12 protein-coding genes are annotated in these 16,815 nt (G+C 72.6%); 4 read left to right on the top strand and 8 right to left on the bottom strand.

The annotated features are described in order from the left end of the window. Positions 1–32: 32 nt before the first annotated feature. The 7 genes from murD to rsmH form a co-directional block, all read right to left on the bottom strand. Positions 33–1,562 carry a UDP-N-acetylmuramoyl-L-alanine--D-glutamate ligase gene (gene murD / locus BKA18_RS09175; protein WP_366046278.1) on the bottom strand — a complete coding sequence of 510 codons (1,530 nt, stop codon included), beginning with the start codon at positions 1,560–1,562 and terminating at the stop codon, positions 33–35. Next, on the bottom strand, positions 1,559–2,623 hold the full coding sequence (gene mraY, locus BKA18_RS09180) for a phospho-N-acetylmuramoyl-pentapeptide-transferase (protein ID WP_006606150.1): 1,065 nt from the start codon (positions 2,621–2,623) through the stop codon (positions 1,559–1,561). Before mraY ends, murD begins: the two co-directional genes overlap by 4 nt. Before the next feature lie 5 nt (positions 2,624–2,628). Continuing rightward, on the bottom strand, positions 2,629–4,077 hold the full coding sequence (locus BKA18_RS09185) for a UDP-N-acetylmuramoyl-tripeptide--D-alanyl-D-alanine ligase (protein WP_366046263.1): 1,449 nt from the start codon (positions 4,075–4,077) through the stop codon (positions 2,629–2,631). Between the two features lie 62 nt (positions 4,078–4,139). Then, positions 4,140–5,957: a Mur ligase family protein gene (locus BKA18_RS09190; protein ID WP_429638272.1), complete on the bottom strand. Its 1,818-nt coding sequence runs from the start codon at positions 5,955–5,957 to the stop codon at positions 4,140–4,142. An 18-nt stretch (positions 5,958–5,975) separates the two neighbouring features. Beyond that, positions 5,976–7,988, bottom strand: coding sequence for a peptidoglycan D,D-transpeptidase FtsI family protein (locus BKA18_RS09195; protein ID WP_429638273.1), 2,013 nt, complete (start codon positions 7,986–7,988; stop codon positions 5,976–5,978). A gap of 7 nt (positions 7,989–7,995) precedes the next feature. Further along, on the bottom strand, positions 7,996–8,562 hold the full coding sequence (gene ftsL / locus BKA18_RS09200; RefSeq protein WP_366048763.1) for a cell division protein FtsL: 567 nt from the start codon (positions 8,560–8,562) through the stop codon (positions 7,996–7,998). Continuing rightward, positions 8,559–9,527, bottom strand: a complete 969-nt coding sequence (gene rsmH / locus BKA18_RS09205; RefSeq protein ID WP_366048764.1) for a 16S rRNA (cytosine(1402)-N(4))-methyltransferase RsmH — start codon at positions 9,525–9,527, stop codon at positions 8,559–8,561. The genes ftsL and rsmH overlap by 4 nt, the downstream gene beginning before the upstream one ends. Before the next feature lie 517 nt (positions 9,528–10,044). On the opposite strand from rsmH, the gene BKA18_RS09210 reads away from it, so the two are divergent. From BKA18_RS09210 to BKA18_RS09225, 4 genes are all read left to right on the top strand, one after another. Continuing rightward, positions 10,045–10,605 carry a beta-class carbonic anhydrase gene (locus BKA18_RS09210; RefSeq protein WP_006606144.1) on the top strand — a complete coding sequence of 187 codons (561 nt, stop codon included), beginning with the start codon at positions 10,045–10,047 and terminating at the stop codon, positions 10,603–10,605. Positions 10,606–10,874: 269 nt separating this feature from the next. Further along, complete coding sequence (locus BKA18_RS09215) at positions 10,875–11,894, top strand: AAA family ATPase (protein ID WP_006606143.1); 1,020 nt, start codon at positions 10,875–10,877, stop codon at positions 11,892–11,894. After that, positions 11,894–13,261, top strand: coding sequence for a DUF58 domain-containing protein (locus BKA18_RS09220; RefSeq protein WP_366048765.1), 1,368 nt, complete (start codon positions 11,894–11,896; stop codon positions 13,259–13,261). Before BKA18_RS09215 ends, BKA18_RS09220 begins: the two co-directional genes overlap by 1 nt. Before the next feature lie 124 nt (positions 13,262–13,385). Beyond that, positions 13,386–15,812, top strand: coding sequence for a transglutaminase TgpA family protein (locus BKA18_RS09225; protein ID WP_366048766.1), 2,427 nt, complete (start codon positions 13,386–13,388; stop codon positions 15,810–15,812). Between the two features lie 518 nt (positions 15,813–16,330). On the opposite strand, the gene BKA18_RS09230 is transcribed toward BKA18_RS09225, so the two are convergent. Then, positions 16,331–16,753: a DUF3040 domain-containing protein gene (locus tag BKA18_RS09230; RefSeq protein ID WP_366048768.1), complete on the bottom strand. Its 423-nt coding sequence runs from the start codon at positions 16,751–16,753 to the stop codon at positions 16,331–16,333. Between the last annotated feature and the right edge of the window lie 62 nt (positions 16,754–16,815).

The following is a 16,815-nucleotide window of genomic DNA, read 5'->3' on the forward strand; positions in this document are numbered from 1 at the left end:
GACCGGTCCCGGCGGCGGCGGGGAGAAACGGTCTAGTGATCCCGTGCGGTCAGCTCGCCGACCGCGGCGGCGAAGGCCTCGCCCCGCTTGTTGTAATTGACGAACATGTCCATCGAGGCACAGGCCGGAGCCAGCAGGACGGTGTCGCCCGGCTCGGCCAGACGGGTCGCTTCCCGGACCGCCTCGGACATCGCCCCAGTGTCTGTCCGGTCGAGGTCGACCACCGGGACATCGGGGGCGTGTCGCACCAGGGCTTCGCGAATCAGCGCCCGATCGGCGCCGATCAGCACCACGCCGCGCAGCCGGGCCGCGGACTTCTGCACCAGCTCGTCGAAGGTCGCGCCCTTGGCGAGGCCGCCGGCGATCCACACGATGTGCTCGTACGCCGCCAACGACGCCTCGGTTGCGTGGGTGTTGGTGGCCTTGGAGTCGTCGATGTAGGTGACGCCGTCGAGGTCCGCGACGTGCTGGATGCGGTGTGCCTCCGGGTGGAAGGCGCGCAGTCCGTCGCGTACGGCGGCGGGCCGGACGCCGAAGGCACGGGCCAGCGCCGCCGCCGCGAGGGCGTTGGCGATGTTGTGCGGGGCGGGGGTGCCGGAACCGGGTGCGATGTCGGAGACCTCGGCGAGCTCCTGGGCCTGCTGCTGCCGGTTCTCCACGAAGGCGCGGTCGACGAGGAGGCCCTCGACGACGCCGAGTTGGGAGGGGCCGGGGGTGCCGAGGGTGAAGCCGATGGCGCGGCAGCCCTCCTCGACGTCGGCCTCGCGCACCAGGTCCTCGGTCGCCTTGTCGGCCGCGTTGTAGACGCAGGCGACGGTGTTGCCCTCGTAGATCCGGCCCTTGTCGGCGGCGTAGGCCTCCATGGAGCCGTGCCAGTCGAGGTGGTCGGGGGCGAGGTTGAGGACCACGGCGGAGTGCGCGCGCAGCGACGGCGCCCAGTGCAGCTGGTAGCTGGAGAGCTCGACGGCGAGCACGTCGTAGGGGCGCGCACCGTCCTTGCCCTGGCCGAGGACGACATCGATGATCGGGGTGCCGATGTTGCCGACGGCCGTGGTGTGCAGACCCTCGGCGGCCAGGATCGAGGCCAGCATCCGCACGGTGGTGGTCTTGCCGTTGGTGCCGGTGACCGCGAGCCAGGCGGCGGGTGGCTGCCCCGCGACGGTCTCGCGCAGCCGCCAGGCGATCTCCACGTCACCAACCACGTCCACCCCGGCCGCGGCGGCCGCCGTGAACAGCGGGCTGTCCGGCTTCCAGCCGGGCGAGGTCACGACGAGGTCGGTGCCCTCGGGAAAGGTCTCGCCGTCGCCGAGGCGGACGGTGACCCCGCCCGCACGTCGCCCACCACCGCCCTTGCCGGAGGCGCTCTGCGCCGCTGCCCATTCCTCCAGCTCCCGCGCGGCCGCCCGCTGCTTCTCCCCGTCGCCGCCGTCCACGACGGTGACGTGGGCGCCGAGGCCGGCCAGCGCGCGGGCGGCACTGATGCCGCTCACGCCCAGGCCGGCCACGGTGATGTGCTGACCGGCGAACTCCGCGGGAGTGCCGGTCGGACCGTGGGTGGTCACTTCGCTGCCTGCCAACCGCCGTAGAAGATGCCGAGTCCGACGATGACGCACATGCCCTGAATAATCCAGAATCTGACCACCACAAGCACTTCCGACCACCCCTTGAGCTCGAAGTGGTGCTGGAGTGGCGCCATCCGGAAGACCCGCTTACCGGTCAGCCGGAACGAGCCGACCTGGATGACCACGGACATGGTGATCAGGACGAAGAGGCCGCCGAGGATGGCCAGCAGCAGCTCGGTACGGGAGCAGATGGCCAGACCGGCCAGCGCGCCGCCCAGGGCCAGCGAGCCGGTGTCCCCCATGAAGATCTTGGCGGGTGAGGTGTTCCACCACAGGAAGCCGAAGCAGGCACCCATCAGGGCCGAGGCGACGACCGCGAGGTCGAGTGGGTCGCGGACCTCGTAACAGCCCGGCCCCGCGGTGATCTGGTTGGCGCAGGACTCCTGGTGCTGCCAGATGCCGATGAAGGTGTACGCGCCGAAGACCATCACCGAGGCGCCGGTGGCCAGGCCGTCGAGGCCGTCGGTGAGGTTCACGCCGTTGGACATCGCCAGGATCATGAACAGCGCCCAGATCACGAAGATCACCGGGCCGATCTGCCAGCCGAAGTCCTGGGTGAAGGACAGCCGGTCCGAGGCCGGGGTCTGTCCGCGCAGGTCGGCGAATTGCAGCGAGAGCACTGCGAAGGCGATACCGACGATCAGCTGGCCGGCCATCTTGGCCTTGGCCCGCAGGCCCAGCGAACGCTGCTTGACGATCTTGATGTAGTCGTCGAGGAAGCCGACCAGGCCCATGCCCGCCATCAGGAACAGCACCAGCACACCGGAGAAGGTGGGGTCGCTGCTCGTGATGACCTTGGTCAGCACGTAGGCGATGATCGTGGCCAGGATGAAGGCGATACCACCCATGGTGGGCGTACCGCGCTTGCTGTGGTGGTCGCGCGGGCCGTCATCGCGGATGAACTGCCCGTAGCCCTTCTTGGCCAGCAGCTTGATCAGCAGCGGGGTGCCGATCAGGGTCAGGAAGAGCCCGATCGTTCCGGAGAAGAGGATCTGCTTCATCGAGTTCATCGGGATGCGGCTCCACCCTCAGCGCCGGCGCCCGCAGCGCCGCCGTTGTCCAGCAATGCTGCGGCGACCCGCTCCAGCCCCACCGACCTGGACGCCTTCACCAGCACGACATCTCCCGGCCGCAGCTCGCTGCGCAACAGGTCGACCGCCGCCCGCGCGTCGGACACGTGCACCGACTCCTCACCCCACGAACCCTCGTTCTTGGCGCCCATGTCGAGCCACGCCGCTTCCGCGCCGCCGACCGCCACGAGCTTGCTGACGTTGAGTCGGACGACCAGCCGCCCGACCGCGTCGTGTTCGGCGAGTGACTCCTCGCCCAGCTCGGCCATCTCACCGAGCACCGCCCACGTGCGCCCGCCCTTCGCCTTGGCGGCTGCGCCCATGGCGACCAGCGCTCGCAGCGCCGCTCGCATGGACTCGGGGTTCGCGTTGTAGGCGTCGTTGACGACCGTCACGCCGTCCGCGCGCTCGGTGACCTCCATACGCCAGCGGGAGAGCGTGCCGGCTTCGGAGAGCGCGGAGGCGATCTCGTCCACGGGCATGCCCAACTCATGGGCTACGGCGGCCGCGGCGAGCGCGTTCGACACGTGGTGCTCACCGTACAGCCGCATGGTCACATCACTGCACCCGGAGGGTGTGTGAAGCGTGAATGCGGGCTGTCCCAGCTCCGTGAGACGGACATTCTCGGCACGTACGGCGGCGTCCGCTGCCTCACCGAACAGGACCGTACGGGCCGTTGTGCGCACCGCCATGGCACGGACGTACGGATCGTCGGCGTTGAGCACCGCGATCCCGCCCTCCGCCGCGGACGGCAGCGCCTCGACGAGTTCGCCCTTCGCCGCGGCGATCTGCTCGCGGCCGCCGAACTCGCCGATGTGCGCGGAGCCGACGTTGAGCACCAGACCGACCTTCGGCGGGGTCAGCCCGGCGAGGTAGCGGATGTGGCCGACGCCGCGGGCGCCCATCTCCAGGACGAGGTGACGGGTCGTCTCATCGGCGCGCAGCGCGGTCAGCGGCAGCCCGATCTCGTTGTTGAGGTTGCCCTCGGGCCAGACGGTCGGGCCGTGCCGCTGCAACAGCTGGGCGAGCAGGTCCTTGGTGCTGGTCTTGCCGGCCGAGCCGGTCAGCCCGACGACGATGGTGCCGAGCCGCTCGACGACGGCGCGGGCGAGCGCGCCGAGTGCGGCGGTGACGTCGTCGACGACGATCGCGGGGACGCCGACGGGGCGGGCGGCCAGGACGGCCACCGCGCCCGCTTCGACGGCGCCCCGGGCGAAGTCATGGCCGTCGGCGCGTTCCCCGGCGAAGGCCACGAACAGGGAGCCGGGGCCCACCGCACGGGAGTCGGCCACGACCGGTCCGGTCACTCGGCGGCCGTCGTCCGGTATGTCGTACTGCTGCCCGCCGACGATGCTCGCGATCTCGGCGAGCGACAGGGAGATCACAGGTCACCCCCGTCGAGGGGCGGGCGGTGACGGTAAGCGGATTGTGCGCACATGGAGGTGTGTCATCCCTGGTGGTTCGGCTGCGGTGACTGCTGCGACTGCTTCGGCTTCAACGAGTCCTCGATGGCACCGCGCAGCACCTGGCGGTCGTCGAAGGGGCGTACCACTCCGGCGATGTCCTGGCCCTGCTCATGGCCCTTGCCCGCGACGATCACGGTGTCGCCGGGCTCGGCGCGCGCGACGGCGGCGGCGATGGCGGCGGCCCGCTCCTCCTCTACCAGCACCGTGCCGCGTTCGTGGATCGGCACCTCGGCGGCGCCCGCGAGCATGGTGGCGAGGATCGAGAGCGGGTCCTCGTTACGGGGGTTGTCGGAGGTCAGGACGGCCGTGTCGGCGAGCCGGGCCACCGCGGCGCCCATCGGGCCGCGCTTGTGCGGGTCGCGGTCGCCGCCGCAGCCGAGCACGGCGTGCAGCTTGCCGTCGGTGACCTTGCGCAGCGCGCGCAGAACCGATTCGACGGCGTCGGTCTTGTGGGCGTAGTCGACGACCGCCAGATACGGCTGGCCGGCGTCGATGCGCTCCAGACGGCCGGGGACGCCGGGCACCGCGGCCACGCCGTCAGCCGCGGTCTGCGGGTCGATGCCGGCGACGACCAGCGAGACGATCGCGGCGAGCGCGTTGGCGACGTTGAAGGGGCCGGCGATCGGGGAGGCGGCGCGCACGGTCACGCCGTCCGGGCCGTGCACCATGAAGGTCGAGCCGAGGGTGCCGACCTCGACGTCCGCGGCGCGCCAGTCGGCGTCCGGGTGGCCCTCCGCGGAGAAGGTGGTGACCGGGACCTCGGACTCGCCCTCGGCCAGGCGCTTGCCGTACTCGTCGTCGAGGTTGACCACGCCGGCGCGGCTGCGGGCCTTGGTGAACAGCTGGGCCTTGGCCTGGAAGTAGTCCTCCATGCCGGAGTGGAACTCCATGTGCTCCGGGCTGAGGTTGTTGAAGATCGCGACGTCGAAGACGCAGCCGTCGACCCGGCCGAGGACCAGGGCGTGGCTGGAGACCTCCATGGCGACCGCACGGACCCCGCGCTCGCGCATCACGGCGAACAGCGCCTGCAGGTCGGTGGCCTCGGGGGTGGTGCGCTCGGACTTGATCCGCTCGTCGCCGATACGGGTCTCGACGGTGCCGATCAGGCCGGTGAGCCCGCCCGCCCGTCGCCCGCCACCGCCCTGGGCCGACTGCGCTTCGCGCAGGCCCCCCTCTTCGGGGCGCTTGGCCGCGGCGGCCCGCAGCCCGCCCTCGATGAGGTAGGCGGTGGTGGTCTTGCCGGAGGTGCCGGTGATGCCGATCTGGAGGAGGTCCTCGCCCGGCGTTCCGTAGATCGAGACGGCCAGGGCGCCCATCCGCGCGCGCGGGTTCTCGACGGCGAGGACCGGCAGGCCGGTCGCGGCGGCGCGCTCGGCGCCCGAGGGGTCCGTCAGGATCGCCGCGGCACCGAGGTCGGCGGCCTGGGCGACGAAGTCGGCGCCGTGCAGACGGGCACCGGGCAGCGCGGCGTAGACATCGCCGGGGCGGACCGCCCGGGAGTCATGGGTGATGCCGGTGACCATGACATCGGCATGGCCGGCGGCGGGGGCCGGGCATCCCAGCTGCTCGGCGAGGTCCGCCAGGGGGGTGGGGCGGACCCGGTCAGGGCGGGGTGCGCCCGGATAGGTGCCGGGACCGCCCTTCTCGGCGTGCTGGGCTTTCGGGGACTGATCAGCATGTGACACGGCGGTGAGCGTACCGGGCACAGTGGGCCCGGGGCGAAGTGAGGGCGGTGGTGGGGAGCAGCTCCCGGGGATGGGGGTGCCGTCCGGGGTGCCGTCGGGGGTGATGGTCGTCACGGCGGAATTGCCTCGATTTCATTGGCCTGGCGTGAAGGTGACCGGCAGCCGCGGGGGCTTGGCTCCGGTCGGAGGTACCTGGAGGGTCTTCAGCGCGAACGCCATGACCTGCTGGTAGATCGGGCCGCAGACCTGACCGCCGAAATAGCTGCCCGCGGTGGGGTTCTGTACGGCGCAGTAGACCGTGAGGCGGGGCTTGTCGGCGGGGGCGAAGCCGGCGAAGGACGCGGTGTAGCCGTGGTAGCGGCCGGTCCGGGGGTCCACCCGGTTGGAGGTGCCGGTCTTGCCGCCGACCCGGTAGCCGTCGATCTTCGCCTTCGCTCCGGTGCCCTCCTCGTCGTCGACCACCGATTCGAGCATGGTCGCGAGCGTGGTGGCGGTCTTCCGGCTGACCACCCGGTTCTTGGCGGGCCGGGGCGCCGCTACGAACTTGCCGTCGGGGCCGGTGGTGCCGCGGACCAGGGAGGGGGCGACGCGCTCGCCGCCGTTGGCGATCGTGGAGTAGACGGAGGCGGCCTGGACGGCGTTGAGCGACAGCCCCTGGCCGAAGGGGATGGTGAACTGCTGCGAGGTGTTCCACTTCTGCGGCTTGGCCAGGATGCCGTCGGTCTCGCCGGGGAAACCGAGCCCGGTCGGCTTCCCGATCCCGAATCTGCGCAGGTACGAGTAGAGGACCCGGTTGGCCTCCGGCTGGGTCCTGCCGAGCTGGCCGGCCGCGAGGATCGTGCCGATGTTGCTGGACTTGGCGAGCACCCCGTTGAGCGTCAGGTGCCAGGTGGCGTGGTCGACGTCGTCCGCGAACAGCCGGTCGCCGCGGTGCAGCCGGTTGGGCACGGTGACCCGGGTGGACGGGGTGGCGACGCCCTCCTCCAGGACGGCGGCCAGCGACATCAGCTTGCTGGTGGAGCCCGGCTCGAAGGCGTCGGACAGCGCGGCGTTGCCCAGCGCCTCCGGCTCGGCCTTCGCGATGTCGTTGGGGTCGAAGCCGGGCGCATTGGCGAGCGCCAGGATCTCGCCGGTGCGGCTGTCCTGGACGACGACATAGCCGCGGTCGGCCCGGGAGCGGGCGACCTGCTCGGTGATGGCCTTCTGGGCCGCCCACTGGATGTCCCGGTCGAGGGTCAGCTCGACGTCGCTGCCGGGGACGGCGGGGTGTTCCTGGGTGTCGCCGGTGGGCACCCGGCGGCCGCCGGACTGGGCGTAGACGAGCTTGCCGTCCTTGCCCGCCAGCGGCTTGTCCAGACGCGCCTCCAGGCCGCCGCCGCCCTTGCCGTTGCTGCCCACGAAGCCGAGGACGCCCGAGGCGAGGTCCTTGTTCGGGTAGAGGCGCCGGCTGTGTTTGTCGGCGAAGATCCCGACCAGGACATCGGGGCGGGGGGCGCTCTTGGGGGCGGCGGCCGCCCTGGCGTCGAGGCGTGCGCGCAGGTCCTTGATCTTCTTCCAGACCTGCGGGCTCTGCTGCCTAGCGAGTAGTACATAGCGCGCCTTCGGCTGGTCGAGCTTCCGGGCGAGGGCGGCCCTGTCCTGCCCGAGGATCGGGGCGAGCAGCGCGGCGGCCCGCTGCGGCGCGTCGCCGACCTTGGTCTTGTCGGGCGCCAGCAGGCTGGGGTCGGCGGTGATGTCGTACGCGTCGACGGTGGTGGCCAGGTCCACGCCGTTGCGGTCGGTGATCGCCCCTCGCTCGGCGGCCAGCTTGACCGGTACATAGCGGTTCTCGTTGGCCTTGGCGGCGTACGCCGAGGCATCGACGGCCTGTACCTGGAAGAGCCGTACGACGAAGATCAGCATGATCAGCGTCAGCCCGAGGGCGACCAGCCGCAGCCGGGGGCGCGGGCTGCCGAGGCGGAGCGCCGGCTGCCCGGGGCGGGGGCGAGCGGCGGGCCGCCGGGCCGCGGGCCGCGGGGCGCCCGGCTTCGGGCCCGGCCGGGGCCCGGGGCTCCGGCCGGCGGCCGGCCGCCCGGCGCGGCCGGATCCCTGGCCGCCGCGCTGGGCGGGGCGCGGCACCCGGCGGGGGTCCCTGGGCTCGGTCATGCCGCGGTCACCTGCCGGCGGTCGTCGGGGAGGGAGCGGCCGCGGTGCCGCCGGAGGGGGCGCGCAAGGCGGCGGGCGAGGGCGCGGGTACGCCGTCCGGTCCCAGCACCCCGGCGGCGGCCGCGAGCGGCTGCGCGGACGGGCCGGTGCGGCCGGCCGCCGGCGAGGGCTGGACGGAGCTGCTCAGCGGTGCCCCCGTCGACGTGGCCTTGCTCGGCCGGCCGCGGACCGTGCCGTCCGGGAGCAGGAACGCGGGGGTGCCGCCCGGCACCATCCCCAGCCGCCGGGCGCGCCCCTCCAGCGCGTCCGGGGCGGAGTAGGCGTCCACGTCCTGCTGCAGGGCCTGCTGCTCGTCCGTCAGCTCGTCGGTCTTCTTCTCCAGCTTGCTGAGCTCGAACGAGCCTTGGTTGAGGGCGGAGTTGAGGAGCAGCAGGGTGATCAGGCCGGAGCCGAGCAGGACGACGATCAGGAACACGAAGGGCGTGCGCGCCGCCGTGCCCCGTCCGCCGGCCCCGGAGGGGAGCAGCGCGGCGAGGCGGTACTGCCTGCCGCGCGGCCTCCCCTGGCCTTTCATGCGGTGTCCTCGACATGCTCGCGGATGCGCTCCGCGCCGCGCAGCCGGGCGGGGGCAGCCCGGCGGTTCTCGGCGATCTCCTCCTCCGTGGGGAGCTCGGCGCCGCGGGTCAGTAGCTTGAGCCGGGGCTGGTAGCGCTCGGGGACGACCGGCAGCCCGGGCGGCGCCGTATTGGCGGCTCCGGCCGCGAAGACCTGCTTGACCAGCCGGTCCTCCAGCGAGTGGTAGGAGAGCACGGCGATCCGGCCGCCCACCGCGAGCGCCTTCACGGCCGCCGGAACGGCTCGCTCCACGCTCTGCAGCTCCCCGTTGACCTCGATGCGCAGCGCCTGGAACGTGCGCTTGGCGGGGTTGCCGCCGGTGCGCTTGGCGGCCTGCGGCAGGGCGTCACGGATCAGCTCGACCAGCCGCGCGCTGGTGGTGAAGGGCTCCTTGGCGCGCTCGCGCACGACGGCCTCGACGATCCGCTTGGCCTGCTTCTCCTCTCCGTAGGAGCGCAGGATCCGGACCAGCTCACCGGGCGCGTAGGTGTTGAGGACCTCCGCGGCGCTGATGCCGGTCGTCTGGTCCATCCGCATGTCGAGCGGGGCGTCCTGCGCATACGCGAAGCCGCGGTCGGCCTCGTCGAGCTGCATGGAGGAGACACCGAGATCGAAGAGCACACCCTGGACGCGCGGGATCCCGAGCCGGTCGAGGACCTCGGGGAGCTCGTCGTAGACGGCGTGCACCAGGGTGGCGCGCTCGCCGTACGGGGCGAGCCGCTCGCCCGCCAGCTTCAGGGCGGACGGGTCGCGGTCGAGGGCGATGAGCCGGGCCGCCGGGAAGGTGGCGAGCAGCGCCTCGCTGTGCCCGCCGAGGCCGAGCGTGCAGTCGACGACGACCGCACCGGGCTCGGCGAGCGCGGGGGCGAGCATGTCCAGGCACCGCTGGAGCATGACGGGTACGTGACGGGTGCCGCTGTTCATACGGCGGCCCCGCCGCGCCCGGCCCGCCTGCCCGCGCAGAGCGCGCACTTCTTCCTGGTTCGCTCGCTACGCTCGCTCATGTGCCTTCCGATGGGCTGGGCGGCAGGTGGGTCCCCCGGCCGCTGGCTGGGGGATGCCGCACGTACCGCTTGGTCCCCGCCCGCTCTGAAGGGGAAGTGGCCCTCCGGCGACGGGGAAGTGACGTCGGAAGACCATGGGAGCGGGAGGAGGCCGAGCCGTACGTACGATGCGCGCACGCGAGGAATCCGGTATCCAAGGAGAGCATCACGCCTCCCACTTCGCGCCACTTTAGTCCACCGGCTGCCCCGGTCAATCAACCGGTTCCGCGCGTCCTGCGACGGCTTTGCCGCGGCCATTCCCGCCGGCTTCCCCGGGGCCGCTCACCCGGACGGCGGGGTACGGACGGACCTGTGGGTTACCTCACAAGGAGTGATGTCGCCCCCTATGCCCGACCTCTCATGCGGCCGGACGAGCCGCCGCCTATTACGGTGATTCCATGCCCATACCTGCATCGCAGCCGCTGCCCCCGTCCTCCGACAGCGCCGCCGGCGGTGCCGCCGGCACCGTCACCGACAGTCTCGTCGAAGCGAATCGGCACTATGCCGCGTCGTTCACCGACCCCGGGATGGACGCCCGGCCGGTCCGCAAGGTCGCCGTCGTCTCCTGTATGGACGCCCGAATCGACCTGCACCGTGCCCTCGGCCTGAAGCTCGGCGACTGCCACACCATCCGCAATGCCGGCGGCGTGGTCACCGACGACATCATCCGGTCCCTGACGATCAGCCAGCGGGCGCTCGGTACCCGCTCGGTCGTCCTCATCCACCACACCAACTGCGGTCTGCTCAGCCTGACCGAGGACTTCCGCCATGACCTGGCGGCCGAGGTCGGACAGCGTCCCACCTGGGCGGTCGAGGCGTTCAAGGACCTCGACGAGGACGTGCGGCAGTCGATGCAGCGGGTCCGCACCTCGCCCTTCCTCCTGCACACCGACGACGTCCGCGGCTTCGTCTTCGATGTGACGACGGGCCTGCTGCGGGAGATCGATCCGCGGGACTGACGTGCCGGGCAGGGCCGGCCGGGCCGGCCGGCCCTGCCGGTTCTGCGGGGGCGTGGGGCCGGACCGGAAGGGCGGGTTCGCCCGGAAAGCCGGGAAAGCCGCGAGATAACCTTGTGAGTTATCCACAGGTCATGACGCGAAGCCGCGCGGGCGGCAAGAATGCGTACGTGACGTCGTCCCGGCCGTGGCCGGGCGCGATGCGCGCTTTCGGGGTGGGCCGGGTCCGCAGAGGGGGCACCTGCCCGTGGTTCGGGGCCGAGGAGGGCCGAGTGACGACGTATGACGAACGAGCGAGCCTCAGCGATCTGACCACCACCGCGGAGCGGGTCCGCCGGTCGGTGGAGAGCGTGATCGAGGGCAAGCCGGAGGTCGTACGGCTCGCACTGACCGTGCTCCTGGCCGAGGGACATCTGCTCATCGAGGACGTCCCCGGCGTCGGCAAGACCATGCTCGCCAAGGCACTGGCCCGCTCCGTCGACTGCTCCGTGCGGCGCATCCAGTTCACCCCGGACCTGCTGCCCTCCGACATCACCGGCGTCAGCATCTTCGACCAGCAGCAACGGGACTTCGAGTTCAAGCCCGGCGCGATCTTCTCCCAGATCGTGATCGGCGACGAGATCAACCGCGCCTCGCCCAAGACCCAGTCGGCGCTCCTGGAGTCCATGGAGGAGCACCAGGTCACGATGGACGGGCAGACCTACGAGCTGCCCAGCCCGTTCATGGTGATCGCCACCCAGAACCCGGTCGAGATGGAGGGCACCTATCCCCTCCCCGAGGCCCAGCGGGACCGCTTCATGGCCCGGGTGTCGATCGGCTATCCCAGCCCGGCGGCCGAGCTGCAGATGCTGGACGTGCACGGCGGCGCCTCGCCCCTCGACGACCTCCAGCCGGTGGCGCACGCCCACGAGATCGTGAAGCTGACCGAAGCGGTGCGCGAGGTCCATGTCGCCGAAACGGTGCGCAGATACACCGTGGATCTGGTCACGGCCACCCGCAGCCACCCCGAGCTGCGGCTCGGCGCCTCACCGCGCGCCACCCTGCATCTGCTGCGCGCCGCCAAGGCCGGTGCCGCGCTCCTGGGGCGGGAGTACGCCCTCCCGGACGACGTCCAGTCGCTGGCGGTGCCGGTGCTCACCCACCGGCTGCTGCCCACCGCCCAGGCCCAGTTGAACCGCCGTACGGCCGAACAGATCGTCCGGGAGATCCTGCAGCGCGTCCCGGTCCCCGATCCGTCCGTGCAGCCATGGCGCACACCCGGTCAGCGACCGCCCGGCGTACGGGGGTTGTGATGTCCGAGGGGGGACGCGGGGGGCCGCCGGACCGCGACGGACTGCGGGCGGCCCTCGCGGGGCTGACGACACGCGGCAGATCGTTCCTGGCCGCCGGGATGGCCGCCGCGGTGTGCTCCTTCCTCCTCGGACAGCCGGATCTGCTGCGGGTCGGTCTGCTGCTCGCCGCGCTGCCGCTGGTGTGCGTCCTGGTCCTGCACCGCACCCGCTACCGGGTCGCGGGCAGCCGCACGCTCTCCCCGGCCCGGGTGCCCGCGGCCGCCGAGTCCCGGGTCCGGCTGCGGATGGAGAACGTCTCCCGGCTGCCGACGGGGGTGCTGATGCTCCAGGACCGCGTGCCGTACGTCCTCGGGCCCCGGCCGCGTTTCATCCTGGACCGGGTCGAGGCCGGCGGCCGCCGTGAGGTCTCCTACCGCGTCCGCTCCGACCTGCGCGGACGCTATCCGCTGGGCCCGCTGCAGCTGCGACTGTCCGACCCGTTCGGGATGTGCGAGCTGACCCGCTCGTTCAGCACCTGCGACACGCTCACGGTGGTGCCGCGGGTCGAGCCGCTGCCGCCGGTGCGCCTGACGGGCGAGGCCGCCGGCTACGGCGAAGGACGGCAGCGTTCGCTGGCGCTGGCCGGGGAGGACGACGTCATTCCGCGCGGCTACCGGCACGGCGACGATCTGCGCCGGGTCCACTGGCGCTCCACCGCGCGCTACGGCGAGCTGATGGTCCGCAGGGAGGAGCAGCCGCAGAAGGCGCGCTGCACGATCCTGCTCGACACCCGCGAGACGGCCCACCCGGGCTCGGGTCCCGACTCGGCCTTCGAATGGGCGGTGACGGGCGCGGCGTCGAGTGCGGTGCATCTGCTGGAGCGCGGCTTCTCGGTGCGGCTGCTGACCGACACCGGCACCTCGGTCCCGGGCCCCGACGGCGCCGGCGGCTTCGGCGGCGGCACGGAATCGGCCGATGCCGCGGGCCTGGTGCTGGACACCCTCGCCGTCGTGGAGCAGTCCGAGGAAGAGGGCCTGTCGGCGGCGTACGACGTACTGCGCGGCAGCAACGAAGGACTGCTGGTCGCCTTCTTCGGCGATCTGGACGAGCAGCAGGCGGCGGTGGCCGGGCGGATGCGGCAGCGCTGCGGTGCGGCCGTCGCGTTCGTCCTGGACGGCGACGCCTTCACCCGCCGCCCCGGCGGCATCAGATTCTCCCCCGGCCAGGTCCCGGTGGCCGACCGGCTGCGGCTGCTGCGCCAGGCGGGCTGGACGGCGCTGCCGGTGACCCCCGGGGATGCGCTCGCCGACCTGTGGCGTGCGGGGGCCGGGCCGCAGCGCCCGGCGGAGGCGGACGCTGCGGAGACGATGGCAGGGGGCCGGCCATGAACGGGTGCCCGAACCCTGCGCGGGAGCGACGGCCGGGCCTGCCCCGCCGTGGTGGGAGCAGGGACCGGAGCAGCGGTCGGCGCGGGCCGTGCCCGGCCGGCCCGGAGCGCAGGGGGGCCCACGCATGAGCGGCCGGGCGCGGCTGGCGCTGTGTGCGGCGGTGGCCACCCTGTGTGCCGCCGGCGCGCTGCTGCCGCTGGTGGAGCCGATCGACTGGCTGATCCAGGCGGCCTTCCTGCTGGCCGTCGTGACCGGCGCGGGCGCGGCCGCCCGCCGGGCCCCCCTCGCCGGGCCGCTGGTCATCGGCGTACAGGCCCTGGTCGCCGTGCTGCTGATGACCCTGTTCTTCGCCCCGGGCGAGGCGATCCTCGGCCTGCTGCCGGGCCCCGACGCCTTCGCGGAATTCGGCCGGCTGCTGCATGCCGGCCTACGGGACGTCGGCCGCTACGCCATCCCCGCCCCCGTCACCCCCGGCATCCGGCTGCTGCTGATCGCCGGTGTGCTGCTGATCGGCCTGCTCGTGGACGCGCTGGCGGTCACCTACCGCAGCGCCGCGCCCGCCGGGCTGCCGCTGCTGGCGCTCTATTCGGTGGCGGCGGGGCTCTCCCAGGGCGGCGCGGGCAGGCTGCGCTTCCTCATCGCGGCCGCCGGTTATCTGCTGCTTCTGCTGGCCGAGGGGCGCGACCGGCTCTCCCAGTGGGGCCGGGTGTTCGGCGGTCCCGGCCGGCCGGACCGCGCACGGGGCTTCGCCCTCAGCGGGCCCACGCCGGCCCCGGTCCGTACGGGCCGCAGGATCGGCGCGCTGGTGCTCGGCATCGCGGTGGTGGTACCCGCCCTCCTCCCCTCCCTGGGCGGCGGGCTGTTCGGCGGCTCCGCCAGCGGCGGAGGACCGGGCAGCGGCGGCGGCACGATCTCCGCGGTCAACCCGCTGGTGTCGCTGCAGGACAGCCTCAACCAGCCCGAGGACAAGGAAGTCCTCAACTACCGCACGACCGCCTCCGACTCCCGGGACATGTATCTGCGGATCGTCGCCCTGGACCAGTTCGACGGCACGACCTGGAAGCCCTCCGAGCGGACCGTCACGGACGTCCCCGAGCAGCTTCCGCGACCGCCCGGCCTCAGCTCCTCGGTCGAGCTCAACCACGTCAACACCTCCATCTCGACCGCCGAGTGGTACGCCCAGAACTGGCTGCCGCTCCCCTACCCGGCGTCCAAGGTGGACATCTCCGGGCGCTGGCGCTTCGAGCCCCAGGGCCGCACGCTCGTCGGGGACCGCGGCCAGAACACCCACGGCCTGCAATACCAGGTCGAGAGCCTGCAGGTGCGGCCCACGTCCCGGCAGCTCGCCACCGCCCCGGCACCACCCGCCAAGCTGCTGCACGAGTACACCAAGGTCCCGGGCTCCCTCCCCCCGGTCGTCCGCAACACCGCCCGCCGGGTCACCCACGGCGCACCGACCGCCTATGCCAAGGCCGTCAAGCTCCAGGACTGGTTCGCGCTCAACGGCGGCTTCACGTACAACACCGAGGTCCGGGCCGGCAGCGGTTCCGAGGCCATCGCCCGGTTCCTGCGGCAAAAGGAGGGCTTCTGCGTCCACTTCTCGTTCTCGATGGCCGCGATGGCCCGGACGCTGGGCATTCCGGCCCGGGTAGCGGTGGGCTTCACCCCGGGCACCAAGCAGCCGGACGGCACGACCTCGGTCGGCCTCAAGGACGCCCACGCCTGGCCCGAGCTGTACTTCCAGGGCGTCGGCTGGACCCGCTTCGAACCCACCCCGAGCCGAGGCAGCATCCCTGACTACGCCTACCCCGACCCCTCGGCCCCGGCCGAGGCGGGCAACCCGGCCCCCGAGCCCTCCCGGCCCGATGCCCCCTCGGACGGCGGTCCGTCCGCGGACCCGTCCTGCGGCCCGGACGAACAGCGGCAAGGCAGCGGATCGGCATGCGTCGCCCTCCCCGCGGAGTCAGGCGCCCGCCCGCCGGACGGCGGCACGTCCCCCTGGGCCATCGCCGGCATCGTGTCGGCCACCCTGCTGGTCCTGCTGCTGCCCGCGCTCCCACTGCTGTGGCGCCTGCGGATACGCTCCAGGCGGCTGGCGGCCACGGGCGCGGACGGGGACCTCACGGCGGGCACCCTCGCCGCCTGGCGGGAGTTGCTGGACACCGCCTGGGACTTCGGCATCCTGCCGGACGAATCGCTGACCCCGCGCAAGGCGGCGGCACGGATCATCAGCATCGGAGAACTGCAACCGGAGTCCGCCGCGGCCGCCCACCGAGTTGCGGCAGCGGTCGAACAGGTCCTGTACGCCCCGCAACCGCAGCCAGTGTCCGGCCTCGCCACAGACGTACAGCAGGTCCGGGCCGGGTTGCAGGCCGGCGCCCCCCGTGCTCTACGGCTGCGCGCCCGGCTCGCTCCGCGCTCGGCGGCCCGCCTGGGCCGGGCCTGCTCCGCCCGCTGGGCGGCCTTCCTGCTGCGGTGCCGCACCAGCCGCCTGGTCGCCCTGATGCGGCGGACGGTGACGGTCCTACGGCCGGGGCGGCGGCGGGCATAGCGTCCGCGCTGCCGGAGCAGAGAAGTCCGCGAGGCGCAGAGTGGTGTGTGCCGCAAGAGAGCTGTGGCTGCCTGATCCTGTCGGGCGGCCACGGCGAGGCGGAGACTCCCGGTGTCGGCGCAGGGAGAAGACATTGCGCGGCAGCGCCGAAACCCAGAACGCCGATCCGCTCAACGCCGAAGCACCGGTGCAGAGCGGGCTGTCGGCTCGCCGGCGGGCGAACCGCGGCCTGCGGGCGGAAGGGTCCGCTCGCAGCCCCCCACTCAGCGCAACTGGCAACCTTCAGCCTTCGCCTGCGTGCTGCGTGCTGCGTGCTGCGTGCTGCGTGCTGCGTGCTGCGGAGGCTTGCGTAGGGGAGGCTGCGCGAAGACGTGAGGAGCCGCAACTGGGCGGAGGGGCGGAAAGGATGGAAGCGGCCCGGAAGGCCGCTTCGGGGGTGGGAAGCAGGGCTTGCGTGGGTCGGCACCGGAGGGCTCAGAGAATCCCCGGGAGGCCCGTCGCCATATCGACCCGTCGACTCAGTGGCCCTGTTGTTCGTCCCTGCGGCGCTGCCAACGGTCCTCGATACGGTTCATCATCGAGCGCCGCTGCCTGGACCTGCGTGCCGGTGCACCTGCGCCGCCTGCGGGGCCCGCGCCGGACGGCTGCTGGCCCTGCTGCTGGCCCTGCCGGGGGGCCTTGCGCCAGCCGGTGACCGCCAGCACTGCGCAGCCGAGCATGACGAGGAAGCCCACCACACTGATCCAGATCTGCTGCGCGACCATGCCGGCCATGAGCAGGGCGATACCCACCAGGAAGCCCGCGACCGCTTGGTAGACCCGTCGCCGGGTGTACGTGCGCAGCCCGCTTCCCTCAAGCGCTGTCGCGAACTTGGGATCTTCGGCGTACAGCGCTCGCTCCATTTGCTCGAGCATGCGCTGCTCGTGCTCCGAGAGCGGCACGGAGTCCTCCTACTCGTCGGTCGCGGGGGGCGACCGGGTGCGACCCTTTCAGGATAGGCAGG

Source organism: Streptomyces auratus (genome assembly GCF_050433025.1).
Lineage (GTDB): Bacteria > Actinomycetota > Actinomycetes > Streptomycetales > Streptomycetaceae > Streptomyces > Streptomyces sioyaensis.